Origin of the sequence: Herbivorax alkaliphila (assembly GCF_030848475.1) — a bacterium.
Classification (GTDB): domain Bacteria; phylum Bacillota; class Clostridia; order Acetivibrionales; family Acetivibrionaceae; genus Herbivorax.
This window is the reverse complement of the sequence record NZ_JAVDDS010000007.1, coordinates 96740-122679: the sequence shown is the minus strand read 5'-3', so window position 1 is coordinate 122679 and position 25940 is coordinate 96740. Positions and strand designations below refer to the sequence as shown.

The following is a 25940-nucleotide window of genomic DNA, read 5'->3' as shown; positions in this document are numbered from 1 at the left end:
AAAGAGAAACAGACAATAGATTTTGCCACACCAAACACTTCTAAATTCAACATACTTGGTATTACAAAACCTCTAGAAGAATACAACTTCACAAATGAGACAACAGTATGGAGTGAATTGACCGAAGTGGAAGAGGACAATGAGCCTCCTACAATACCAACTGATTTAGAAGTGACTTCAAAAACATACTCAACTGTCACACTAGATTGGACTGAATCCACAGACAATACCAGAGTGTCTGGTTACTACATATTAAGAGATGGTGAAGTGGTTGGAGATACATCATCTACATCATTCACAGATTCAAGGTTATTACCTGAAACAACTTATACATATACAGTGAAGGCGTATGATGTATATAGCAATGTTTCTGATGAAAGTGATTCAGTAGTTGTCACTACTGAATGGGATACAGAACCTCCAACAGAACCAACAGGACTTAATGTTACATCAAGAACAGATGTATCAATAAGTATTGAGTGGAATGCATCAAGTGACAATGTAGGAGTAACAGGATATGAAATTTATAGAGACGGGGAATATTTAGATTCTACTGTGGACACCTTTTATAGTGATGAGGGAGTAAGCCCAGGTATTTCATATAGGTATACTGTCAGGGCAAAAGATGCTGCAGGCAATTTTTCCAGTTACAGCAGGGCTTTGGTTATAAGTACACTTTTAGACGTAGAGCCTCCAACAGTACCTACAGGACTAACAGAGGTTTCAAAAACTGCAGCAACAATAACATTTAGCTGGGAGCCTTCAACAGACAATATAGAAGTAGCAGGTTATAAAATATATCGTGATGGGAATAAAGCAGGAGAAACAAGTGAAACAACATTTACTGATAATGAATTAATTCCTGATACAACATATACTTATACAGTAGCAGCATACGATGAAGCAGGCAACTTTTCTTTAGAAAGTGAAGTTATTGATATAACTACTCTTATTGATGAAGAGTCTCCAACAGTTCCAACAAATCTTAGAATTTCATCAAAATCAGGAACGTCTATAACTTTAGCGTGGTCAGAATCAACTGATAATGTTGGAGTAGCTGGATATGAAATTTATAGAGATGGAGAAAAGGTTGGAATATCAACTGATACTATATATATCGATGAAAATCTTGAAATAGACCAGACATATAACTATCATGTTAAAGCTTTTGATGAAGCTGGAAATGTGTCGCAAAAAAGTAATACTACAAGTGATAGAACAGTTAGACCTAATATAACTAGAATCACACCTTTGGCACAATCTACCATTGGTGGTGAAGGAAACAGTACCATGTGGGTGTATTTTTCAAACAACAATAATTTTGAGGGCTCAAGGGCTGTATTTGAATATTCACAAGATGGGGAAGTTTGGAGCGAAATATCAAATACGAGTGGAAGCAGCTCTAATTCAAATGAATATGGATATAGGTTTAATTGGGATTTAACTGATATTGAAAGTGGAATATATCATGTTAGATTTACAGTTTATGATTCATCCAATGAAAAAGATTCTTTTGAAACTACATATAATGTGAATAGAACAGCACCAAAAGCACCTGAAATAATTGAGATTATACCAGGAGAGGCAAGAATTACACTTGTATGGTCTCAGTCACTTGAAGGAGATGTTACACATTATAGAATATACAGAGCTGAAAATAGTGAAGAAACATTTGAAAGAATAGCTCAAGTATCTGAAAGATCTAATGTATCATATGTTGATACAAATGTGGAACCAGGCAAAACTTATTATTATAAAGTATCAGCAGTGGATAGTTATAATCAGGAAGGTGAAAAAAGCAAATTCAAGGAGACAACAGCTTTTGAAGATACAACACCACCTGAAATTATTGGAATGGAGCCTTTAAATGAAATGACATTTGGAGAGAATGCAACAGTTACTGTAAGGGCTCAGGACAATGTTGCAGTATCTAATATAACGCTGAAATATAGAGAAAATGATGAAGAGGATTGGATTGAGATTGATAAAATCAATACAAGAAGCAGTGCAACATTTAACTGGGATACTTCAAATCTAGAAGGTGAAGTTACAGTGAAGGCAATAGTTGCGGATACATCGGGAAATATAAGCGATCCTGAATTCAGAGCGTATATAATTAATACTACCGGACCATCAAAGGTTGAGAATTTGAGAGCTGAGCCATATATAACGGATATTGTATTGAGATGGGATGATGTACCAGAAGAAGACTTTTCATATTTTGTTGTAGAGAAAAAAGATGCATTAGATGGTCAGTATTCTAATATTGGTGTTATAAATGATAAACTGGGTATGCAGGTGAATAATGTAAAACCTAATTCTAATTATTGGTTTAGAGTGACTGCGTATGACATATATGGTAACAAAGGAGAAGCTTCAGATGAAGTAGAAGTAAAGACAGATCCTGATACAATAAATCCTTATATTACTTCATTAAAACCAGAACCAGGATATTTTGCATATAATATTCCTCTTGGTGCTTCTGCTATGGACAATGTAGCTGTTGAATCGATAACTTTTCAGTGGTCTACAGATTTAGACATTTGGAATGATATTTCAACAGTTAATATATCTAATCCTAGAGATAATGCAAGTGCAAATATAGACTTTGATGTTTCCGAGTTTGATGAAGGTCTTTATTATATAAGAGCTGTAGCAGTTGATTCTGCTGGTAATATAAGTGATACAGAGTCAAATTATCCGTATGCAGAACATATTGTTGATCGTACTGCACCAGCAGTGCCTGAAGATATTGAAGTTACAAATACTGAAGGAAATATAAGGTTAGAGTGGAGTAAAGGCAGTGAAACTAACTTAAAATACTACAATGTATATAGAAGTACAATAAAAGATGGACAATATTTGTTAAAAGAAAATAACTTAACAAGCTTGGGGTTTGTTGATAGAAATGTATCATTTGGTGGAAAATATTTTTACAAAGTGACTGCAGTAGATAGTGCAGGTAATGAAAGTGAAAAGTCAGAAGCTGTAGAGACAGAATTGACTCCTGATACTGAAAAACCCGAGATAGTAAGTGTTTATCCTGAAGATGGTTTAGAGTTAGCAGCAAATCCTTCAATAAGCATTTTGGCAAGTGATAACTATAAATTGCGTGAAATATATGCAGAGTATCAGAATGAAGATGGCGAATGGATAAGGATAGGGGGTAAAATCTGTAGCTCATATAGTGAAGTATTTAAGCTGAATTGGAATACAGATGAGTTATCCAGCGGAATATATGATATAAGAGTTACAGCTATAGACACATCGTTTAATGTAAGTGAACCTTATTTTGTATCATATGAGCTTAAGCTTGATACTCCACCAAAGCCTCAATTAGAAGCTGTAGCAAAAGGATGGAAAATTGAGATTGAATGGAGTTTAGACGAAGCTGAAGATATAGCGGGGTATAGACTGTACAGAAGCGATGACCTTGAAGATGGTTATAGTCTTATAAAAAGCACCCAAGATACAAAATACATTGATGAGCCTTTAAATCCTAATAATGCATATTATTACAAAGTCGAAGTGGTAGATATATATGGAAATAAAAATATGAGCGATATAGTACATGAAATGCCTTTAGATACAGATACAATTCCTCCTATAGCTAAGGCGGGCAATGATAGAACAGCTATAGCAGGATATGGAGTGGTGTTTGATGGAACAAGTTCAACAGATAATCATATGATAGAGAGCTATGAGTGGGATTTCGGAGATGGAACAGTAGCTTCAATGGCCAAGCCTGTACACACATATTCAGAGCCAGGTGATTACGAAGTAACCTTAACTGTAAAAGACCCTGCTGGTAATGAAGCCACAGATACAATAAGAGTAGTGGTATATCCATATAATCAAGTTGGAACAGTTGAACTTACTGTTTTAGACGAAGGTACAGGTACTCCTGTACCAAATGCAGAGGTATATGTTGATTTTCCAGATGATACTCCTAAGTTTTACGTAGCTGATGAAAATGGAAAAGTTAATATAGTTGCCATGGCAGGTAATTATAATATATCGGCGTATAAGACTGACTACTTACCTAAGGAAGTAAACGTTCCTGTAATGCAGTTTCAGACAACAGAAGAAACAATAAGACTTCCTAAAGGAGAACTTGTAGTTGGAGAACTTACAGTAAGAAGAATGAATTTAGAAGAGATTGTTGCAGCAGGTATTGATGTAACAGCTCCAGAAAATCAATTTGTGTATAGATTTAATGTTGAACTGGTATTTGAACAGACTCCATTGCCAGTAGACAATCTTTATGTAAATGGACATGGTAATATTGTAGGAGGCCCTAGACGCATAAGTATAGGTGGTGGAGGTGGAGGCTCTAGACCTAGCGGGAGCTCTGGTGATACCGGTGGGACAGTGGATGTTAAAGCAATACCTAATGAACATCCCGAAGTACCTCCAACACTGGCATTTTTAACAATACCTCAGAGAGTAAGTTGGCTTAAAGAGTTTTTTGAAGTGGGGCTTACGCTTTATAATCAAGCTGACCCACAGTTTGTAATAGTGGATGCTGAAGCAACACTTGATTTACCAGAGGGAGTATCATTAGCACCTACAAAAGAAGCACAAAAACCTACTATAAAAATAGAAGAATTACGCGGACAGGAAACAGAAGAAATAAAATGGATAATAAGAGGAGATGAAAAAGGTTATTACGATCTTAAAGCTAGTTTTAATGGAACATTAATGCCTTTTGAATCACCAGTTAGTGCACAGTTTGAAACAGAGGAACCCTTTAGAGTTTGGGGAGGCGATGCACTTAGAATAGATGTATATGCTCAAAATGCTGCACATATAGGAAAAGAGTATTTTGCACATTTTGAAGTAACAAATACATCAAATTTTCCTATTTATAATTTGAGTACAACTTTTGGTTCATATATTGAACCAGATCCTGTACATGTAATTATCATTGATGGTGAAAAATATATAATTGAAAATGGAGAAGTTTATAATGAAGATGGAGAATTAATGGAGTCTGAAGAGGAAGAAGAAACTGATGATTCAGATGTAAATAATGTTGATGAATTGGAAGAAATTAATGCCTATTCATATAGTGGCGGTTCTTCAGAGTATGGAATGACTTTTGATGTTAACTCAGAGGAGGCACAAAAAAATCTTCCGTATATGCAAAAAGGAGATTCTATTAATACTGATGTCCTTTATCCAGGTGAAAGTATCATAGGAACATATGTTACAATATTTAGTGCTGCAGGGGATCCAAATGAAGTATATTATAGGTTGATAGAGGCATTTTCAACAACAAGCCAAGGGAGTAATACAGAAGTTTCGGTAAATATACACAGAATACCCAGCCACATAACAAAATACAAACAAAATATTATTGATCAATCTTCTCTATGGGGAGATCCTGTAGATACAACATCGGGAGCCTTTGTTACTGACAAAGAAATATTAAGTGTACTGGGATCAACTGATATTTCCCTTGATATTGACTATAATTCACTTCACTTAGAAGAGGGGGATTTTGGAAAAGGATGGGCTCATAATTATGAGATAAGTATTGAAGAAGAAAGTGATGGTTCTATTTGGGTTCATTGGTCACCTTCGAGTTCAGTTAAGTTTTATCCTGAGCAGTTTATAAATAGAGAAGTAACAGGTGCATATTTGGGCAATGGTGTAATCCAAGTTTCCGATGAATACGAATTTAAAGCTCAAGATTATTATCCTTTAGTACATGGGATGGAAGGTTATGTTTTAACTAGGAACGATGATGGAACATACGAGCTTTTGTGTAAAACCATGAATAAATACTATTTTGATGAAAATGGAGTTCTAACAAAGCTTGAAGATAATAACGGAAGATATATTACATTGTCAAGAACAGATGACAGCTTTACTGTAGAAGAGTTTACATCTGGTCAAAGCCTAACTATAAAGTATAATTCTAAAGGATTAGTTGAGAGTGTTTCTGATTTATCTGGTAGAAAAGCCCAGCTTAAATACAATGAAAACAATTGCTTAACTAAAATTATAGACGCAGAAGGTTATGTTTCAACTTATACATATGATGAAATAGGTCGTATTCTAACAGGTACAAATGGTGATGAAATTTTATATTTTGAGAATGAATATGATGAAGAAGGAAGGGTGCTTGTTCAAAATGATGGAGTTGAAGGAGATAACCTTACATATTTTGAGTATGATGATGAAAGTGAGTATTGGAGATCGCTAACAACTGTAACAGATAGAAATGGCAATAAAAGAGAGTATGTAAGTAATAGATTTGGACAGCTGATTAGAATTGAAGATGAAATGGGGTTTGAAACATATTATACCTATGATGAACATGGAAACAGAGCAAGTGTTATTGACGGAGAGGGAAATGCAACTGTTTATACATATGACGATAGAGGAAATGTCTTGACTGTTTCAGATGCAGAGGATACACAGACAGTTATGACATACGATGAAAATAACAATATGGTTTCAGTAGAAAACGCAAACTCTGAAAATACGGTATTTGAATATGATGAAAACAATTTGTTAGTTTCTTCAGAGACGTGTACAGGATTGGTTAATAAATATTCATATAACGAAAATGCCCAAATCACTTCACATACTGTAGAGGGAGTAGGAACTGCTTTCTATACATATGAAAATGGAAAAATGAAAACTGAAACGGATTTTAAAGGAAACATTACCACTTATAGCTATGATGAGTCAGGACGCCTCACAAGTGCTACAAATGGAGAAGGTAGTACATTATTGACTGAATTTGATGCTTTAGACAATGTAATATCAGAATATGATGCTGGGGGTAATAAGACATCGTATACTTATGATAGTCGTGGAAATGTAATTTCATCTACTGATCCAAAAGGTAATACAGCATATTTTAAATACAATGAAAATGATAAACTTATTGAAGAAATAGATACAAAGGGAAATATAACAACCTTTGAATATGATGCAGAAGATAGACTTATTAAAACTACAGACAGTATGGGATATACAAGTGAGACAGTTTACGACAAAGCAGGTAGAGCTTTGAGTGTTACAGATGCACAGGGAAACATAACAGAATTTACATATGATAGAGCAGGAAGACTTTTATCTGAGACAGTTGAAGATTATGGTACAACTACATATACATATTATAAAAATGGGAAGCTTAAAACCATTACTGATGCTATGGGTAACACAACTACCTACTATTATGATTCTGCATGGAGAGTAAATGGTATAGAAAATGCTAAGGGCAGAATCACAACCTTTAGTTATGATTTATATGGGAATGTTTTAAGTGAAACAGATCCATTAGGTAGTACTACAAATTATACATATGATGTTTTAGGAAATATGTTAACTGAAGAAGATGCCAATGGAAATGTTACAGAATATGAATATGATGAAAACAGCAACCTTATTAAAGTAACTGATGCATTGGGAAATAACACGGAATATGTATATGATAAAGAGGATAGACTTGTTGAAGTAATCGATGCAAAAGGCAATTCAACAAAGATGGAATATAATCTTGCAGGTGATTTGGCCAAATTAACTGATGCTCGAGGTTATTCAGTTGAAATGGAATATGACGAACTGGGTAATATGATTAAAACAAAAGACGCATATGGTGTTGAGGTGCTAAATGCAACCTATGATGAAATGAATAATCTTATTGCTTTTGAAGATGCATTGGGTAAAAAAGTGGTTAATAATTACGATAGTTTAGGACGACTTGTTGAAGTAATTGATGAATTAAACCGTAAGACTCATTATTCTTATGATGAAATGAATAGGATTGTGTCAGTAATTGATCCTTTAGGAGGAGAAAGCAAGCAAACATTTGATTATATGGATAATCTAACTACACTAACTGATCCAAATGAAAATGTTCAAACTTTCGAGTATGATGTTTTGGGAAGGCTTATAACTGAGACAACAGCAATAGGAAGCACAATGAATTATGGATACAATTCATTAAATCTTCTTACAAGCATGAAAAATGGGAGAGAACAGGAAACTACATATAAGTATGATGATGCTGACAGACTTGTGAGTTTTACTGATGAAGATGGAACAGTTGAGTATGTATATGATAAAAATGACAATATTTTAGAAGTTACTGATGAAAATGGAACTATTCAAAGGGAATACGATGCTCTTAATAGGGTAACGAAGTATAAAGATTTCAATGGTAACAGCATTGAGTATTCTTATGACAGCGTTGGAAATCTTGTTGCACTTACATATCCTGGAGGCAGAATAGTAAGGTACGAATATGATGAAACAGGCAGACTATTAAAAGTAATTGACTGGGAAGATAGAGTTACAAATTATGAATATGACAATAATGGAAGACTCGTAAAAACTATAAGACCTAATGATACAGTGTTTACCATAACCTATAATAAAGCTGGTCAAATAGTTCAGCAAAAAGATGTTGACAAACATGGGAATATAATAAATCAATATGACTATACTTATGATGAAGTTGGTAATGTAACTGTTGAAGAATCATCAAATGAGCCAGGAGCTCCTGTTATAAATAATGCAACAATGACCTATGATAAAGGGAATAGGCTTATTACCTATAATGGTAATGAAATAAAATATGATGAAGATGGAAATATGACATATGGTCCTTTAAATGGAGAAATGGTTGATTTTACTTATGATTCGAGAAATAGACTTATAACAGCAGGAGATACAGAGTATGAATATGATGCTGAAAACAACAGAACAGCAGTAATAGAAAATGGATTAAGAACTGAATATGTTAATAATCCTCACGCAGTTTTAAGTCAATTATTAATAAGCAAGGATAGTGAAGGAAATGAAACCTTCTTCATATATGGTCTTGGACTTATTGGACACGAAGAAGATAATGGAACATATAGGGCATATCATTATGACAGCAGGGGTAGTACAACGGCAATAACAGATAGCGATGGTGTTGTAACAGATACATATGAATATGCTCCATATGGAGAATTGATAAGAAGAGAAGGAGATACAGACACACCATTTCTTTTTAATGGAAGAGACGGTGTTATGACTGATGATAATGGTCTGTATTACATGAGAGCTAGGTATTATAATCCTGAAATTAAGCGTTTTATAAATCAGGACGTACTTCAGGGTAATATAATGGATGGAAGAAGTTTGAATAGATATGCTTATGCTAACGGAAGCCCAATATCCTTAGTAGATCCATTTGGATTATGTCCTGAATTAAGTCCTTCAGCGGTTGGGCACACAATACTTAGTGTAATAGGTTTTGTACCTGGGATTGGAATAGTGGCAGATGCTATAAATACGGCTTGGTATCTTGCAGAAGGAAACTATAAGATGGCCATGCTATCAGGTATAAGTATAATTCCATTTGTAGGTTCGGGAATAGCCAAAGGAGTTAAATGGGGAAGCAAAGCATTTAAGGCATCAAAGATTAGCAGCAATATTGTGGCACAAGGAAGCAGGTTGGTTAATTATGGAAGAGCAACAGGAAGAGCAATGTCTAATGCCGTAAGTGCAAAAAGATCAGCCTTTACAGCAACAAAAATTGGAAACAGAGTATCAAGAGGTGCAAGTGCAATAGCTCAAAGTAGTCGAAGTGCAGTAAATTTCTCTAGAAACGTTTCATCAAGGGTTATGAATTATGGAGGAGGAGTTGTGAAAAATCTTGGTGGCAAGACATTGAAAAAAGCAGGAAAGAAGTATATTGGTGATGTTTTAGATAATGTTTATGAAGATGAGGAAATTAGTCTAAATTCATTAAGAATCAGAGGGAGTTTTGCTGACTACGCTTTTGAGTCAACTGGTGCAGCGATTGGAGACTATTTTATTGGAGATGACAATTTTACTGCGGCTTTTGCCAAAACAAGCTTAAAAAACTTTTCTAAAGTTTTAGCAAAAGGAATTCAGGGTAAAGAAATAAGTTATAACCAATTTAGTGATGATTGCTTTAAAGATCTTGTGAAAGAGATGATAGGAAGTGACTCTATAAAAAATTATACCAGTGAAAAGCAATTGGAAAGATTATTAGGCAATTAACTCAAGTAGTCAAATAAAAATATTTAGTTATGGGTTAGAGTTTAGAGGTTTTAGCTAAAAAGTGTATTTTAGAATAAAATTTGAAAGGGGATTATTGTATGAAAACAGTTAAATTATTTGTACAAACTACAATAGTATTATTAATTGTAATTTGTGTATCACTTTCGGCATATGCTATACAATATAAATATGATGATTTAAATAGGCTTGTGGAAGTGATGTATGATTCGGGACAAAGGGTAACTTATACATATGATGCTGGAGGGAACATATTGAGTGTACAAAGCAGTGCAGCTTTAATGCTTGATTCAATAGGTGATAAGACAGTTGAAGCAGGTCAATTACTTGAGTTTACAGTAACTGCATCTACAGAAGAAGAGACTGAGTTAGAATATTCCGTGCACAATTTACCGGAAGGCTCAGAATTTAACAACCTTACAAATACCTTTGCCTGGGTTCCTGAATCTACACAGTCAGGTATATATGAAAACATACAATTTGAAGTGACAGACGGAACTTACGTAGCAAGTGAAGAAATCACAATTACTGTAAAGGGTGATGTGAATACTCTACCGGGGGAAAATGTTGAAGTGTTATTTGAAAATAATATTTCTGTAACATTTGAGAATGTTATAGAAGCAGGAGAAACATCAATAAGCGTTTATGATAATTTACCAGAAGAAACATATTTTGATGTGAACCTTATTCCTGGTCATTATGATATTGTTACTACAGCGGAATTTGAAGGTGAGGCAGAGGTGAAAATATATTTTGATATAGAAGGGTTTGAAGAATTCCAAGAAGATTTAAGATTATATCAAATTAAAGATGGAAATATTACTGACATAACAAAAGATGATGTTGTTAACGTAGATGAATCAAATATATGTTATATTAAAGGAGTAATAGAACACTTTTGTTTCTTCTCCGTAGGAATACCTAACAGAGCTCCAGTTGCTGATGCAGGAAGTGATAAAGTGGTTGAAGCTAACTTACAAGAAGGGGCAGAAATAGAATTGGATGGATCGCTATCATTTGATCCAGATGCTAATCTTAAAGGTTTTGAAAGACCTAGTATAAATCCAGATGGAAGAAATATTGTAAGCTATAAATGGAATGGCCCATTTGGTGAAATTGAAGGAGTAAATCCAACTGTGATTTTACCAATTGGAACATGGGAATGTAAACTTACTGTAAGTGATGGATGGATAGAATCATCAGATATAGTAACAATAACAGTTCAAGAAGAGATAGGAGATATTCTATACGGTGATTTAAATGGAGATGGAGTCATAGATTCAAGTGATTTAGTTTTACTAAAAAGGCATATACTTAAAATTATTACAGAATTTCCAGTTGAAAATGGTGAAGTTTTAGCGGATTTAAATGGAGATGGGGATATTGATTCAACAGATTATACACTGTTGCAGAGATATGTTTTAGAAAAGATTGATAAGTTTCCAGTAGAATAGAGTATATTATATAAAGTACGTGGGAGAGCATTTTGCTCTTCCATGTACTTTTAAATAAAGAAGAATTAAAAATCTATAGACTCAACCATTGAAACATACAGTAGTAAATTAGAGGTAAATTTAATTTTGAATGTATAGGCTTTTTGTATTGAAAATCAGATAATATATGGTTATAATAATAATTAAAAATCAAGTTTTTAAATAGGGGGCATGACTAAAATGAAATATAATAAGAAAACAAGCACCATTGGAGACCATTCTTTTGCTACTGCTAATAAAACTGAAATAGATAAACTTAAAAAGAGAATTGATAAACTTTCAATGATAACAGAAGGCTTATGGTTAATTGTGAGAGATGAGTTGAAGTTGTCAGATGAAAAATTAAAAGAAAAGATAAAAAATGATTTAGTTGATGACAGCCTTGAAGGAAGTATATATTCTAAGGCTGCTAAAGCATGTAAAAATTGTGGAAACCCTCTTCAAGCTGATAAGAGTGTGTGTATTTATTGTGGAAAAGAGGCTGGCGATGATGTTTTTAGACATTTTTAATATTTTGCATATATAAAAATAGGGATATTAGGATGCATGGCGTATTTGAATTTATATTTTTTTGCAACTATAATGGTATGTAGTTATATAACATTACCGACAAAGGAGGCTTTTGTATGAATGCATATATTTTTTTAGCAGAAGGATTTGAAGAAATTGAAGCAGTAACGGTGATTGATACTCTAAGAAGAGCAGAAATTGATATTAAGACGGTATCCATGTCAGAAAGTTTGGAAGTAAAGGGTTCTAGAGATGTTATTTTAAAGGCGGATATTTTATTTGATGAAAACGCATTTGAGGATGCTCAAATACTTATATTACCAGGTGGTATGCCGGGAACCAAGAATCTTGCAGAAAGTAGTAAGCTGGCAGATGTGTTAAAGAGCCATGCTAAAGGAGATAAATACATTGCTGCTATTTGTGCAGCACCAATGGTTTTAGGTAAGTTGGGATTGCTATCAGGAAAAGAAGCTACGTGTTACCCGAGCTTTGAATCCTACCTTGATGGGGCAAAAATAAAAGAAGATAGAGTTGTTGTTGATGGTAATTTTATTACATCTAAAGGGCCAGGTACTGCTTTAGAATTTTCGTTAAAGCTGGTAGAGATTTTAAAAGGAAAAGAGCTTTCGGATAAATTAAGAAAAGCTATGATTTGCATAAATTGATTTTTTGTGAGGATGAAAATAATGAGTGATGAAATTATTGTAAAAAGAGCTGTTTTGCATGTTTTAGATTCTGGAGCAGCTATGCCTGTTATATCAAAGGGTGAACTTGAGATAACAGAGGAGTTGTCAGATTATATATCAAAGCATATATACAAGGTTATGGACAACCCAAATACAAAGAAAGCAAAGTTTATTGAAGATGAAAATCCAATGTATATAATGGCGGAAAGCCTTAATGAGGATAACTTTCTTTCAATGACGTCTAATATGGCAAATAATTTATTTGCAATCATGAAAAAAAATATTGACATTCCATCGGCGGATATGATTTGTTGTATTTTTGAAGTGGATGGAAAAGAGCATTTAGGAATTTTAAAGCTCAATTATAAATCAGCATTTACACACTGGGTAGATAATTCAGAAGATGGCAATGTAAACACAATAATAAGCCACAAGACGCTATTGCCACTGGAAAACCAGAGGGTTGAAGAATGTGCCCTAATAGACCTTTGTGATTATTCTTTGAAAGTGCTTGAGAAAAAATATGAGATAAATGGTGAGAAAGAATTCTATCTTAGCCAGTATTATCTTAAATGTACAAGTGAATTGTCTACAAATTCAAAACTTAAAATATTAGACAAAGTATCTAAGGATATAAATAAAAAATATTTTGATGAAGATTTTGAAAAGGGTATACAAATAAAAAAAGCAGTATCTGAGAGCCTAGAAGAAAATGAATCGATAGATATTGAAGATATTGCACAAAAAGTTTATGATCAAGATGTGGAGATTAAAAATGAATATGTAGAGGAAATATCAAAATCAGGCTTGAAAGAAAAAGAAATAGTGGTGCCTGAAAAGTTAGCTGAGAAAAAATTCAGTGTCCAAAAAATAAAGACAGATTCAGGTATTGAAGTGAATTTTCCTCTAGAGTTTGCTAATAGAGACGATAAGATTGAATTTATTAATAATCCTGATGGAACAGTATCTATTTTGATTAAAAACGTGGAAAAAATCACCAATAGGTAACTTGGCATTCTCAAAGTATTTATCCTATTTAAAGACTCTGCCTATAGAAGGTGGAGCTTTTTTTAATGCCTAAGAAAGTGTATTGCTTTCAGGCATCAAAAAAGTCTACCGAGTTTAGCTTTAGCTAGAAAAGTTCACTTAACTTTTATAATGTTAGAGCTTAATTAGTATTCAGATATTAATTTACAGAGCTTTTCTACCCCAGCTTCTATTTTATCTTCTGAAACAGCTGCAAAGCTTAAGCGAATGTTATTTAGTGTGGTAGGAGTGTTACTGTAAAAAATTCTCCCTGGAGAGAAGACTATGTTTTTTGAAGCTGTGTATTCTAAAAGGCTGTTTACCATAAAACCATAGGGAAGGCTAATCCATATATTAAGGCCGCCGCCAGGATTTTTATATTTTAAGTTTCCTGGATTGTTTTTGTCTAAAGAGTTAACCAGACGTATGTAGCGATTTTTATATGTTTCATACATAGAATAAAAGTGTTTGTTCCACAATCCTTTTCTTATATAAAGGTCAAAGGTTCTTTGTATAAGTCCTGAAGTTGAAATGTCTGTTGCATGTTTTGCACCTAAAATGTGTTTTTTTAAATGAGGAGGTACTATCATAAATCCAAATCTTAGACCAGGCATAAATATTTTAGAAAAACTTTTTAGATAAATAACTCGTTCAGATTTATCATAAAATATTATAGGCTTAAAATTTTTGTTTTCAAAGTCTAACTCACTTACATAACCGTCTTCAATTATGTAGGTATCGTATTTTTCGGCCAGCATCACCAACTCTTTTCTTTTGTTTTTTGAGTAAGATATACCTGTTGGATTTTGAAATGCTGGTATAGTATAAATAAGTTTTGGACGATACTTTTTTAAATGATATTCAAGTAAATTAAGGTTTAGACCATCTTCTTCTAAATCTACATCAGCTATTTTAGCACCTCTTGATTTAAATACGGCAATTGCTCCCCTATATGTAGGGCTTTCTGTAATAACATAGTCGCCGTCTTTTAAAAGAGTTTTGGAAATAATATCAATTCCCTGTTGAGTACCTGAAATAATTATTATGTTATCTTCAGAACAATTAACATTATACGTTTTAGATAAATTCTTTATGGAAGAGCGAAGAGGGTGATATCCTTGGCTCTCCTGATAATTAAAGGCATTTCCCATATCACGGTCTAATACCTCATTTAAAACCAGCTTGAAATGCTCTACTGGAAACAGATTTGAAGACGGTGTGGCACTGGCAAAGTTAATTGTATTTTCATCAAACTTTATTTTTCCATTATTTAATACTGAGATATCATCACCAGGATAAATTTCATCTAGAATAACATTCTTATCTAGGTAATTTTTTTTATTAACAGGGGGAAAGACAGCAGATACATAAGTGCCACTTGCCTTTTTTGTATATACATAACCCTTTAATTCAAGTTGTTTATAGCAGTTTACAACTGTTACAGCGTTTACTTTTAAAAGAGATGACATCTGTCTTACTGAAGGAAGTTTTGTTTGAGATAAAAGAGTGCCTTCTTCTATCATACTGCTGATAGTATTAAATAGCTGCATGTATAAAGGGATGTTAGAAACTTTATTTAGTTTAATTGATTTAAATAATTCAAGCATTTTTATCACCATATCAATTATAGCATACAGTTTAGGTAGATGCATTTTTTTTAGACTGGAAATAGTAAAAACCAAGTGATATAATTAATCATTGAAAAGAGGTTAAAGGAGTGGAGAAATGAGTAAGTTTGAAAACTCAGGGGTTTTTGCTAAGCTTAGAGGGTTTGTTAAGCTGGCAAGACCAAAGCAGTGGATAAAAAATCTGTTTGTCTTTGCAGCACTAATTTTTTCAGGACATGTTTTTGAATGGGATTACTTGCAAAAAGCAGCTTTGGCATTTTTGTTTTTTTGTCTGATTTCTGCATGTGTGTACATTTTAAATGATGTTGTAGATGTAAATAAAGACAGATTCCATCCTAAAAAGAAGACAAGGCCTGTTGCCTCAGGTTTGATAAGTCAAAAAGAAGCCATTGCTTTTCTTGTTATACTATTGCCTTTTTCTTTAGTGGCTTCTTTTATGGTGGATTTATTCTTAGGAATAGTAGTGCTTGCGTATTTTTTAAATAACTTATTGTATTCATTAATTGCAAAGCACATGGTTATATTAGATGTAATGTCAATAGCTTTAGGTTTTTTACTAAGGGTAATAGGAGGAGCTTTAGTAATAAAGGTTGACATTTCACCTTGGATACTTTTGTGTACGCTTTTATTATCTCTGTTTTTAGGATTTAGTAAAAGAAGAAATGAACTTATGATTTTACAGGAAGATGCGGGCACCCACAGGAAGATACTTGAAGAGTATTCCCTAGAGTTTATAGACAATATGCTATCTATAGTAACTGCATCTACTGTAATGGCGTATTCACTGTATACCTTTTCATCAAACGCAGATAACTATTATATGATGGCAACAATACCATTTGTTTTATATGGGATTTTTAGATACCAATATATAATATATCAAAAAAAAGAAGGGGGAAGTCCAGAAGAGACAGTATTATCTGATGTTCCCCTGATAGTAAATATATTTTTATGGGTGGTTGCTAGTGTATTGATACTTTATATTTAAAAACAGCTTTAAGGGAGATTTTTTACCTATGAAAAATACAGCCAAAACTGTTGGCATAGTGATGATAATAATGGTTCTTTCAAGGTTTTTATCAATGATAAGTGTAATAGTATACTCAACTTATTTTGGTAATACCCTTGAAATGAATGTCTTTACATATGCATTAAAATTTCCGAATATTGTATTTATTATATTTGGAACTGCATTAGCAACTGTAGTTATACCTATATTTTCAGGGCACCTAGAGACAGGAAACAAAGACAGGGCTTATAAATTTGCCAACAATGCTATTAGTCTTACAGTAATGGTTACATTAGTGTTGTCTATTTTAGGAATGCTTTTAGCCCCTGTTTTCCCTCTTATGACTGAATTTAGGACTGAGGGATATGGTTTTGCAGTTTTATCACTTAGAATACTGTTTCCGGTTATGATTTTTTATGGATTGAACTATATATTACAGGGAATTTTGCAATCGTCAGGTAAATTCAATATGCCTGCTTTTGTGAGCGTTCCAAGCAGCTTAATAATGATAGGGTATGTGCTTTTGTTGGGGGATAAATTTGGTGTAACGGGGCTTTTGATTGCAACATTTCTAGCACTTTCTACTCAGGCACTGGTACTTATACCACCAACATTTAAAACAGAATATAGATTTAAACCTTCTTTTGATTATAAAAATGAAGATGTAAGAAAAGCTGTAAAGCTTATGATACCAATAATGATAGGTACGTCAGCATACCAGTTTAATATGTTTTTTGACCTAACTGTAACTGCTAATTTTGAAGATACGGTTATGATTTTTGGTCTTGTGCAGAATTTAGTTTTAAATGCTGTTCTTGCTTTTATATATTCTGTAACAGCAGTTGTCTTCCCCAAGTTTTCTAAAATTGCTTCAAGGGGAGATATGACTGAGTTTAAAAATACTTTGATTAAAGTTCTTTCATCGATTGTCTATTTTCTAATACCTGCAACAATAGGATTTATTTTATTACGAGAAGAATTAATTAGTCTTCTTGTAGGTTGGGGAAGGATAACTAAGGAGGATGAAACACTGGCAAGCAGTATATTAGCATTATATGCAATGGGTATAACAGGAGTTGGAATCAAAGAAGTTGTTGACAGAGCGTTTTATTCATTAAAAGATACAAAAAAACCTGCTATAATAGGTGTAGTAGTTATGGTTATAAATATAGTTCTAACGCTTATATTAATTAACTTTATATATGAGTATGGAATACCTGTAGGAAATGCAGTTTCAACCCTCTCAGGGGCATTTGTTATTTTGCTTTTATTAAGAAAAAAAATAGGGGCTCTAGGTGCTGCAAATCTTATGAAGTCAGTATTAAAAATAGTTTTCTCCAGCTTAATTATGGCAATATTTGTCGTAATTATTACATATTTTATGAGCAGTTATACTTTTGGAGTTTTACTGACAGACAGGCTGATAAAACTACTTATTCCTTCACTGATAGGAGCTTTAATCTACTTTGGTTTAACGTATATTTTTAAAGTTGAAGAAGCTGTGGAGGTATTAAATAAAATAAGAAGAAAATAACCAGCCCATTTTATAAGTGGTATTTGAATTAGATAAATCACTTTTTTATACATATTACATCTTGATAAAACTGCATTCGCAAAGGTATAGCTAAAATATGAACAGGTAACAGCAGAGCGTTTTTTATAAATCCCTTAGACAAAAATTCATATTTTAAAAATTCGTACCAACCTGCATAGTTTCGATATTTAAGTACACTGAATTTATTATTTTTTAATATTTCAAGTAAGGATTTTTTAGTAAAGCCATTAATATGATAGGGGTGTTTAAAGGGCTTAAAACTAGCAGAGTCGGTCTTTTTACCTATCAACTTAAATACTAATGTTCTAAATTTTAAGATCAAAGCATTTTCATTAGGTACTGCTAAATATAACAAGCCATCCTTTTTTAAAATTCTTTTGATTTCATCCATATATTTTACAGGGTCTGGAACATGTTCTAGAACTGAATCCATGTAAACAAAGTCAAAAGATTCACTTTCATAATTTTTTTCTAACAAATTGCCGACTTCAAAATTAATTCTATTGTTTCTTGCCTCATTTATTCTGTTATCAGAAACATCAATTCCATAGACATTCCACCCTGTCTTATTTGAGTCGATTAACATATAGCCTTCTCCGCAACCTATTTCAAGAAACTTTGTTCCATTAATTAGAGAGAAACTTTTAAATAGTTTTATAACTCTATTTCTCTCTTTAAATCTTTTGTTTTTCCACCATTTTGTCATAAATCCACAAAAGTAGCCTTCCGCATACATATTGCTCCATTCATTTTCTGTTAAATCGATACTAGGTGAAACAAAGTAGTAATTACAATTTTTACAGTAAAATGATTTATATTCTTTCCTTATATAATTAATGAATTTTTGAGGAATGGCTGGTAATCCAATAAACTTATTTGTAGTTCCATTACAAATAGGGCATTTTACTGATTTTGCTGTTTCTATAATTTGGGTCTCCATAATTTAGATCTCCTTTTTCATAGTATATATAAAGAAACACGCTTTTTAGTTTATCATAATATATAATTATTAACAAATTTACTGTTGTAAATTATGTTAAAATTTCGCTGTTTTGCAATTAACTTAAAAAGCGTTAATAATAGCTTGAAAATATTTTAAAAAAGCAATAATAAGTGCAAAACAAATCAGTTAATAAACAAATTCATAAAGATATATGGAATTTAAAATGAATTTGTGGGATAATAGCGACATGAAAAAGAAAATCATTATAATAAAGTGTTGAGATTAATTGTAAAGTTAAAAAAGAATGACTAAGTTCAAGGATGTTTTGGATAAATTAAAAGCAAAGCTTAATTTTAGGAGGAGTGTATGAAAAAAATAAGCTACTATTTATGTCTAATTTCATATTATTTTATAGCAAGACATCTTCCAGGCTCTGACATGCCGTATAGTTTTGGATCTAAAAGAATCAGGCGTTTTGTATGTAAAAGAATATTTAAAAGGGCAGGTAGAAATATTAATATAGAACATGGGGCTTTTTTTGCATCAGGAAGAGATATAGAAGTTGGAGACAATTCAGGTTTAGGTGTTAACTGTAGAATTACCGGACCATTGAAAATAGGAAGTTATGTAATGATGGGTCCAGATGTTATGATATTTACTCAAAACCACAAAAATGATAGACTAGACATACCCATGATGCTTCAAACAGATCCTAAAAGGCCTGTTGTAATTGGAGATGATGTATGGATTGCTGCAAGGGCAATTATTCTACCTGGAGTGACAATAGGAAAAGGTGCTATTATAGGGGCAGGGGCGGTAGTTACTAAAGATGTTCCTGAGTATGCAGTGGTAGGGGGGAATCCTGCTAGAATTATTAAATATAGAAATAAGGATAAAGGCTAGGTTAAACATAGATAATGTTGCATAATGCAAATATCAAAATATATAGTGAACTCGTTTAGCTAAAGCTAAACATCGAGGCTTCAGGTGGAGTCTTAGAATAAGATAAAAAATGTCAGGGAGGTGTAAAAGTGATAAAAGTTTTATATCTATTAAACCATGCAGGTAAGGCAGGAACAGAAAGATATGTCCAAACGCTTATTGAGAAGCTTAATAATAAAAAGATAAAAGCATATTTTGCATACAATGAAAATGGGCTTTTAGTTGAAAGATTAAAAGCACTAGGAGTTGAGACATTTAGAATAGAGATGAAAAATCCCTTTGATATAAAGGCGGTAAGAGAGCTTTCAAAGCTTTGTAAAAGACTTGATATAGACCTTGTTCATACTCAGTTTTTAAGAGAAAATTATATAGCCCTTTTATCTCGTATTTTAAATAAAAAGGTGAAAGTAATGTATACCAATCATTTTGTTATGGAAAATGGTCCTGTTTTAAAAATTACAAATAGGATGGTTACAAGCTTAGAGTCAAATATTATAGCTGTTTGTAATAAGGGAAAAGATGTTATGATTTCAAATGGCATTAGTGGCAAGAAAATTCATGTAATATTTAATGGAGTAGACTTGGAAAACTGGAGTAAACCAGTTGAATCAACCATAAGAAAAGAGTTTGGAATAGGTGATAATACCTTTGTGTTTTTGTGTGGTTCAAGATTTGCACACGATAAGGGTCATAAGTTTTTGATAAATGCAGTGCATCAGCTTAAAAAAATATCTCGAAAAAAGTTTAAATGTATTCTTTCAAATGATGGTCCCTTACTGGAAGAATGCAAAAAGCAGGTGGAAGATTTAGGACTTGGAAATGATATTATATTTACAGGTTTTAGAAAGGATATGAAAAATCTTATTTATGGCAGCGATTTATACATAAATTCATCAGAACACGAGGCTTTAAGCTTTGCAATAATAGAAGTGCTGGCATGTGCGCTTCCTGTCATTGCTACTGATATGGCGGGAAATGGTGATATAATAAATGAAAAAACCAACTGTGGTATGCTTGTGGACTATAATGATGATAAGGGATTGGCAAAGGCTATAAATAAGCTTATGGAAGATGAAAAACTAAGAGATGAGTTTGGAAGAAATGCATTAAAAGCTGTAAAAGAAAAATTTAATCTTGATAAGGTGGCAAAGGAAACATATAATTTATACAGGGAAAGCTTAAAAAATTGACAGGGGCGTGAAGATATGATTATTGATAGTAAAGGAAAGTTGTTTGGAAAGATAAGTATAATTGATATTTTGATTTTAGCTGTTGTAATAGCAGGTTTGGCAGGTGTGTGGCATACGTTTTTTAGGTCTTCTGGTGGTACTGGAATTGGAAGAACACCTGATACGGTAGTGTTTGAGTTTTATGGTGCAGAAGCACCTGATTATGCAGTTAATTCAGTAAAAATAGGTGACTTAGCAAGGGATTTTGACAGAGCAACTACTTTTGGGACCATCACAGATATAGAAACAGATGATTCTGTAACATATGTTGAGACAGCCGACGGTCAGGTGGTACGATCTTCTACACCGGATTATCTGTCTTACTATTTTACAGTTGAGGGAACAGGTATAATGAATGATACCGGTACAGTTACTATAGGTGGTTATGAATATTCTGTAGGAAGAACTCTTCATTTAAGGTTTGGGGACGCTATTGTTACAGGCAGAATTTACAGTATAGATAAGAAGGAGTGATCCTTATGTATGATAGTGTGTTTATAAAAGCTGTACTTTTCATAACTAGCAGGATAGACTCTTCTTATGAAAACAGTTTTTTTAAAAAAGTTATTGATTTTATTATAAATATATTTAAAAAGTTAAATGTATTTTATGAAAATAGTATTGCTGGACGTTCTATAAAAAGACTTGCAGAGCTTTTTCACAATAGTGCCATATTGGGGTTTTTCTTTAAAAAGGGAAGTTTGTCTAAGTGGTACGAAGAAAGTTTATTTTTTGTCGCATTAAATGGAATTGTGAATTTTCCATCTAGACTTTTTAAAAAAGCATATTTAATATTTGAGGAAGTTTTTTTAGAAAGCAAAATTATATGTCTTATAAGAAATGTTTTATCTAGGATGGAAATAATAGCAGGGCTATTAATGGTATTGCTTTTGGTTGTTCCTAATGATAGGTGGAATAACAGGTATAATTTAATCATAGCCTTTGCTCTTACAGGGTTGGTTTTTATCAATACTGTTATACAGAGAAATTGGAAGTTTAATGTAAAAGCTATGGATTTTACTTTGATAATTTTTATGATTACGGTTGCCGTTTCAGTTATAGCCACTTTTTCAGAAAGTATAAATTTTTTAGCCTTTTATATTACATGTTTTATACTTGTAATGGCAATGGTGAGTTTTCTTAAAACCGAAAAATCATTAAAAACATTTATTGAAATAATTTTAATTGGAGTAGTTATAACAGGCATATATGGGATATGGCAAGTGGCAACTGATGCTGTAGCATTTGACCCTTCCTTGACGGATATAGAGCAAAGTGAAGGGCTTCCAGGAAGAATATATTCTTCGATGGGAAACCCAAACAACTATGCACAGATACTTATAATGTTTCTTCCATTTTTTGCATCTATAATAATGAATTCCAAATCTTTTTTGAAAAAATCACTTTATTTAATAATGGCACTTCCACCTTTATTGGCTTTGTTTTACACTGGCTCTAGGTCTGGATGGATAGGGCTGGCAGTTGCAATTATGGTGTTTGTGTTTTTTGCACAAAAAAGACTTATTCCTTTTATAATAGTAGGTGGGATTATAATGATACCTTTTTTGCCAGCTCACATGTATTATAGGCTACTTACTATTTTTAATACTGAAGGTGATACTTCCACCCAGTACAGAGTGGAAATTTTACAGACTATTTATCCAATGTTAAAAGATCATGCTGTTTTAGGCTCAGGGCTTGGAACAGATGCATTTATGAGAGTGGTAAATAACTATTATCAATATACTAAAGGTACACCAGTTCATACTCATGTACTGTATCTTCAAATATGGATTGAAATGGGTATAGTCGCAATACTAAGTTTTATGTGGTTTACTTATAGAACAATCAAAAACTCTATTATCTGTATGGCAGATTCAACAAGAGAGATGAAAAATATTTTGATTGCTGGTGTGTCATCTTTAGCAGGGGTATTGACCATTGGTATTGTAGAGTATATATGGTATTATCCAAGGGTTATGGTGATTTTTTGGTTAATCATAGGTATTCTTCTTTCTGGAATATCTATTGTATTTAATAAAAATCGTAAACTTTCAGAAAGTTAAGAATTTTTACAATACCTTTAACAAAAACATGCAAATTAGCCGATATTAATATAAGAAATGTTTTGCAAAATGAGAGGTTATTTTGTATGTTTAATATTTTAAAAAGAAGTAAAAACTTAAAAAATAAATTTGACAGAAAGGTGTTGAAAAAAAATAATATTTCAATACTTATATTGGATGAACGCTGGAATTCTCTTTTTAAAAATATAAAAAAAACAGATAAGATAATTAGAATTGAAAAAGAACTTATCAATTTATTGAAAGAAGAAGCAAGGCTTAATTCTGAGTTTAAAGAGATTAGTAATCAAAAAAAGAAATGTCTTAATAAAATAATAGAACTTACTCCAAAGGTATTTGAAGAAAACAATGAGAATTCAAGAATTGAAATGGAAAGTTGTGAAAAAAGTATAAAAAAAATAAATCAAAGGTTTGAGGAAATTGGAAAAGAAATTGAAATCATTCCTGATAAAATAAAAGATAAAAACTTAGAGCTTTTAGAAAGCACAGTAAATACTGTATATTTTAAAATGCGAAAAAATCAAAAAAGGCTAAAAGAATTAGAAAATCTAATTGACCAAGCCAGAAAAAGTTTAGAGAGTTATATTGATGAAAAAGGGGAATTATCAGAAGATGATACAGATATTTATACATATTTTCATGATTTAATCGGAAAAGAAGAACTTGAAAAACTAGATAAAGAATATTTTGAAAAATAAATTTTAAAGTGTTTAATGGAGGGAAAAACTAATGATAGCAGTGACACCGAGGCAGATGGGCGAAATAGACAGATTTACAATAAATGAAATAGGAATACCCGCAATGGTATTGATGGAAAATGCAGCTCTTTGTGTGCTAAGAGAAATAGAAAAAGATATTGACAATATTAAAGGAAAAAGAGTATGTTTATTTGCTGGAAAGGGCAATAATGGAGGAGATGCTTTTGCAATTGCAAGGCATCTTTATAATAGAGGGGCAAAAGTTTTAGTATATGTGTTGGCAAAAAAGAGCGATATAAAGGGAGATGCAAAAACTAATCTTGATATACTTGATAAAATAGGTGTTAAAACAATTGAAATTTTAGATAAAAGAGGCTTAGATGATGCTAAAAAATACATTAGTCATACTAACCTGATAGTTGATGGTGTTTTTGGGACTGGAATAAAGGGAGATATTCCATATTTAATTGCAGAAGTCATTAATTTTATAAATGAAAAGGTTGTGCCTGTAATATCTATAGACATTCCATCAGGTATAAATGGAGAAACTGGGCAAATATCAGGAACATGCATTAAGTCATATAAGACGGTTACTTTTGGATATGCAAAGGTGGGGCTTTTTATACATCCGGCAGTTGAATATGTAGGTAAGATAGTGGTAGCTGATATAGGAATACCTAAAAATGTTATAGATAGATTTGATATAAAAAATTATATTATAGACAAAAGGACGGTAGAAGATTTAATACCCAAAAGGCATTCTGACAGCAACAAAGGGGACTTTGGCAAATTACTTTTGTTAACTGGTTCAAAAGGAATGACAGGTGCAGGCTGTCTTACTGGAAAGGCAGCACTCAGATCTGGAGCAGGACTTTTGTACCTGGCAGTTCCAGCCTCCCTTACAAATGTCTATGATTCTAATTTAATTGAATCCGTCACTCTTCCCCTAGAAGATAATAATTCAGGTTATCTTACAAAAAGCTGCATTAAAGAGCTTGAGAATCACATGGGTAATATTGATGTTATTGCTCTAGGGCCTGGACTTTCTACTAAAGGAGATGTTGGAGAGGTTGTATATAATATTATTGAAAATTCAAAAGTACCCCTAGTAATTGATGCAGATGGAATAAATGCTATATCTAAAAATACAGATATATTAAAAAAATGTAGTGTACCTGTTGTTTTGACTCCACATCCTGGAGAAATGGCAAGGCTTCTTAATGTAAGTATAGATGAAGTTCAAAAAAATAGAATTGATGCTGCTAGAAATTTTTCGCAAAGCCAGGATGTAATCACAGTTTTAAAAGGTTCAAAAACTATTGTTGCAGCTCCCGATGGAAGGGTATATATAAACACAACAGGCAATTCAGGAATGTCAACAGGTGGAACTGGTGACGTTTTGACTGGTATAATTGCAAGCTTTATATGTCAAGGGGTAGAACCTTATAAGAGTGCTATAGCAGGTGTATATTTGCATGGACTGTGTGGAGATAATATTTCTAAAAAGAGAGGGGAACATGGTGTTATTGCAGGAGATTTAATTGATGAAATTTCGTATGTTATAAAAAATCATATAAAAGGAGAGATACAAAATGAAGGCTAAAGATATAATGTCAAAGGATGTTGTTACAGTTAAAAAGGATGCTACAGTTGAAGAGATTGCTCATGTTTTAACCGACAAAAACATAAGTGGTGTTCCTGTTGTAGATGAAGAAAATAGAGTTATTGGTATAGTTACTGAAAAGGATATGCTATATAAAAATGTTAAGCCTCATTTTCCACCTGTTGTAGAAATTTTAGGAGGACTAATATTTTTAAAGGGTGTAAAAAAGTATAATGATGAACTTAAAAAGCTTGTGGCTACAAAGGCTGAGGAGATAATGACCAAGGAAGTTTTTACAGTAGACGAAGATTATGACATTGACAATATAGCCACATTAATGGTAGAAAAAGATATAAAGAGGATACCTGTAGTTAAAGATTCTAAACTTACTGGAATAATAAGCAGGGCAGATATTTTAAAGTACATTGCAAAATCAATGGATTGATTTAAGTAAAACATATAAGTTTTAAAGGTTAAGTTA

The 25940-nt window shown here is 32.5% G+C and carries 16 protein-coding genes; 14 read left to right on the top strand and 2 right to left on the bottom strand.

The window, feature by feature from the left end; translation table 11 throughout:
• The first annotated feature begins 126 nt into the window (after positions 1-126).
• The 5 genes from RBH29_RS04175 to RBH29_RS04155 all read left to right on the top strand — a co-directional run bounded on the left by RBH29_RS04175 (position 127) and on the right by RBH29_RS04155 (position 13750).
• Positions 127-10035 (top strand): fibronectin type III domain-containing protein, encoded by a 9909-nt coding sequence (locus tag RBH29_RS04175; protein ID WP_306695393.1) that lies wholly within the window; start codon positions 127-129, stop codon positions 10033-10035.
• A 98-nt stretch (positions 10036-10133) separates the two neighbouring features.
• Positions 10134-11507: a dockerin type I domain-containing protein gene (locus tag RBH29_RS04170; protein WP_306695392.1), complete on the top strand. Its 1374-nt coding sequence runs from the start codon at positions 10134-10136 to the stop codon at positions 11505-11507.
• Positions 11508-11726: 219 nt separating this feature from the next.
• A complete protein-coding gene (locus RBH29_RS04165; protein ID WP_306695390.1) occupies positions 11727-12056 on the top strand; it encodes a hypothetical protein in 330 nt (109 codons plus the stop codon).
• 116 nt (positions 12057-12172) lie between these two features.
• On the top strand, positions 12173-12721 hold the full coding sequence (locus RBH29_RS04160) for a DJ-1 family glyoxalase III (RefSeq protein WP_306695389.1): 549 nt from the start codon (positions 12173-12175) through the stop codon (positions 12719-12721).
• 21 nt (positions 12722-12742) lie between these two features.
• Positions 12743-13750, top strand: coding sequence for a nucleoid-associated protein (locus tag RBH29_RS04155; RefSeq protein ID WP_306695387.1), 1008 nt, complete (start codon positions 12743-12745; stop codon positions 13748-13750).
• A 164-nt stretch (positions 13751-13914) separates the two neighbouring features.
• Here RBH29_RS04155 and pdxR read toward each other — a convergent pair whose 3' ends face one another.
• Entirely contained in the window at positions 13915-15387 is a 1473-nt protein-coding gene (pdxR, locus tag RBH29_RS04150) for a MocR-like pyridoxine biosynthesis transcription factor PdxR (protein WP_306695386.1), read from the bottom strand.
• Positions 15388-15493: 106 nt separating this feature from the next.
• On the opposite strand from pdxR, the gene RBH29_RS04145 reads away from it, so the two are divergent.
• Complete coding sequence (locus tag RBH29_RS04145; RefSeq protein WP_306695385.1) at positions 15494-16384, top strand: decaprenyl-phosphate phosphoribosyltransferase; 891 nt, start codon at positions 15494-15496, stop codon at positions 16382-16384.
• A gap of 28 nt (positions 16385-16412) precedes the next feature.
• Positions 16413-17939, top strand: a complete 1527-nt coding sequence (murJ, locus tag RBH29_RS04140; protein ID WP_306695384.1) for a murein biosynthesis integral membrane protein MurJ — start codon at positions 16413-16415, stop codon at positions 17937-17939.
• Positions 17940-17976: 37 nt separating this feature from the next.
• Here the strand turns inward: murJ and RBH29_RS04135 are convergent, their stop codons facing one another.
• Positions 17977-18900 (bottom strand): class I SAM-dependent methyltransferase, encoded by a 924-nt coding sequence (locus RBH29_RS04135; RefSeq protein ID WP_306695383.1) that lies wholly within the window; start codon positions 18898-18900, stop codon positions 17977-17979.
• A 369-nt stretch (positions 18901-19269) separates the two neighbouring features.
• Between RBH29_RS04135 and RBH29_RS04130 the strand changes: the two genes are divergently transcribed.
• The 7 genes from RBH29_RS04130 to RBH29_RS04100 all read left to right on the top strand — a co-directional run bounded on the left by RBH29_RS04130 (position 19270) and on the right by RBH29_RS04100 (position 25904).
• On the top strand, positions 19270-19806 hold the full coding sequence (locus RBH29_RS04130; protein WP_306695382.1) for an acyltransferase: 537 nt from the start codon (positions 19270-19272) through the stop codon (positions 19804-19806).
• A gap of 128 nt (positions 19807-19934) precedes the next feature.
• On the top strand, positions 19935-21035 hold the full coding sequence (locus RBH29_RS04125) for a glycosyltransferase (protein WP_306695380.1): 1101 nt from the start codon (positions 19935-19937) through the stop codon (positions 21033-21035).
• A gap of 15 nt (positions 21036-21050) precedes the next feature.
• Entirely contained in the window at positions 21051-21548 is a 498-nt protein-coding gene (locus tag RBH29_RS04120; protein ID WP_306695377.1) for a DUF4330 domain-containing protein, read from the top strand.
• Between the two features lie 5 nt (positions 21549-21553).
• Complete coding sequence (locus RBH29_RS04115; protein ID WP_306695372.1) at positions 21554-23140, top strand: O-antigen ligase family protein; 1587 nt, start codon at positions 21554-21556, stop codon at positions 23138-23140.
• An 86-nt stretch (positions 23141-23226) separates the two neighbouring features.
• A complete protein-coding gene (locus tag RBH29_RS04110; RefSeq protein WP_306695369.1) occupies positions 23227-23856 on the top strand; it encodes a hypothetical protein in 630 nt (209 codons plus the stop codon).
• Positions 23857-23887: 31 nt separating this feature from the next.
• On the top strand, positions 23888-25459 hold the full coding sequence (locus RBH29_RS04105) for an NAD(P)H-hydrate dehydratase (protein ID WP_306695367.1): 1572 nt from the start codon (positions 23888-23890) through the stop codon (positions 25457-25459).
• Positions 25449-25904, top strand: coding sequence for a CBS domain-containing protein (locus tag RBH29_RS04100; protein WP_306695366.1), 456 nt, complete (start codon positions 25449-25451; stop codon positions 25902-25904). The genes RBH29_RS04105 and RBH29_RS04100 overlap by 11 nt, the downstream gene beginning before the upstream one ends.
• Positions 25905-25940: the final 36 nt, after the last annotated feature.

Bases quoted from the DNA above. Each gene is read 5' to 3' on its own strand.
- RBH29_RS04165 (WP_306695390.1), top strand. From the start codon at position 11,727: ATGAAATATAATAAGAAAACAAGCACCATTGGAGACCATTCTTTTGCT.
- RBH29_RS04110 (WP_306695369.1), top strand. From the start codon at position 23,227: ATGTTTAATATTTTAAAAAGAAGTAAAAACTTAAAAAATAAATTTGAC.
- RBH29_RS04120 (WP_306695377.1), top strand. From the start codon at position 21,051: ATGATTATTGATAGTAAAGGAAAGTTGTTTGGAAAGATAAGTATAATT.
- RBH29_RS04105 (WP_306695367.1), top strand. From the start codon at position 23,888: ATGATAGCAGTGACACCGAGGCAGATGGGCGAAATAGACAGATTTACA.
- RBH29_RS04135 (WP_306695383.1), bottom strand. From the start codon at position 18,900: ATGGAGACCCAAATTATAGAAACAGCAAAATCAGTAAAATGCCCTATT.
- RBH29_RS04160 (WP_306695389.1), top strand. From the start codon at position 12,173: ATGAATGCATATATTTTTTTAGCAGAAGGATTTGAAGAAATTGAAGCA.
- RBH29_RS04115 (WP_306695372.1), top strand. From the start codon at position 21,554: ATGTATGATAGTGTGTTTATAAAAGCTGTACTTTTCATAACTAGCAGG.
- RBH29_RS04155 (WP_306695387.1), top strand. From the start codon at position 12,743: ATGAGTGATGAAATTATTGTAAAAAGAGCTGTTTTGCATGTTTTAGAT.
- RBH29_RS04170 (WP_306695392.1), top strand. From the start codon at position 10,134: ATGAAAACAGTTAAATTATTTGTACAAACTACAATAGTATTATTAATT.
- RBH29_RS04100 (WP_306695366.1), top strand. From the start codon at position 25,449: ATGAAGGCTAAAGATATAATGTCAAAGGATGTTGTTACAGTTAAAAAG.
- pdxR (WP_306695386.1), bottom strand. From the start codon at position 15,387: ATGGTGATAAAAATGCTTGAATTATTTAAATCAATTAAACTAAATAAA.
- murJ (WP_306695384.1), top strand. From the start codon at position 16,413: ATGAAAAATACAGCCAAAACTGTTGGCATAGTGATGATAATAATGGTT.
- RBH29_RS04145 (WP_306695385.1), top strand. From the start codon at position 15,494: ATGAGTAAGTTTGAAAACTCAGGGGTTTTTGCTAAGCTTAGAGGGTTT.
- RBH29_RS04130 (WP_306695382.1), top strand. From the start codon at position 19,270: ATGAAAAAAATAAGCTACTATTTATGTCTAATTTCATATTATTTTATA.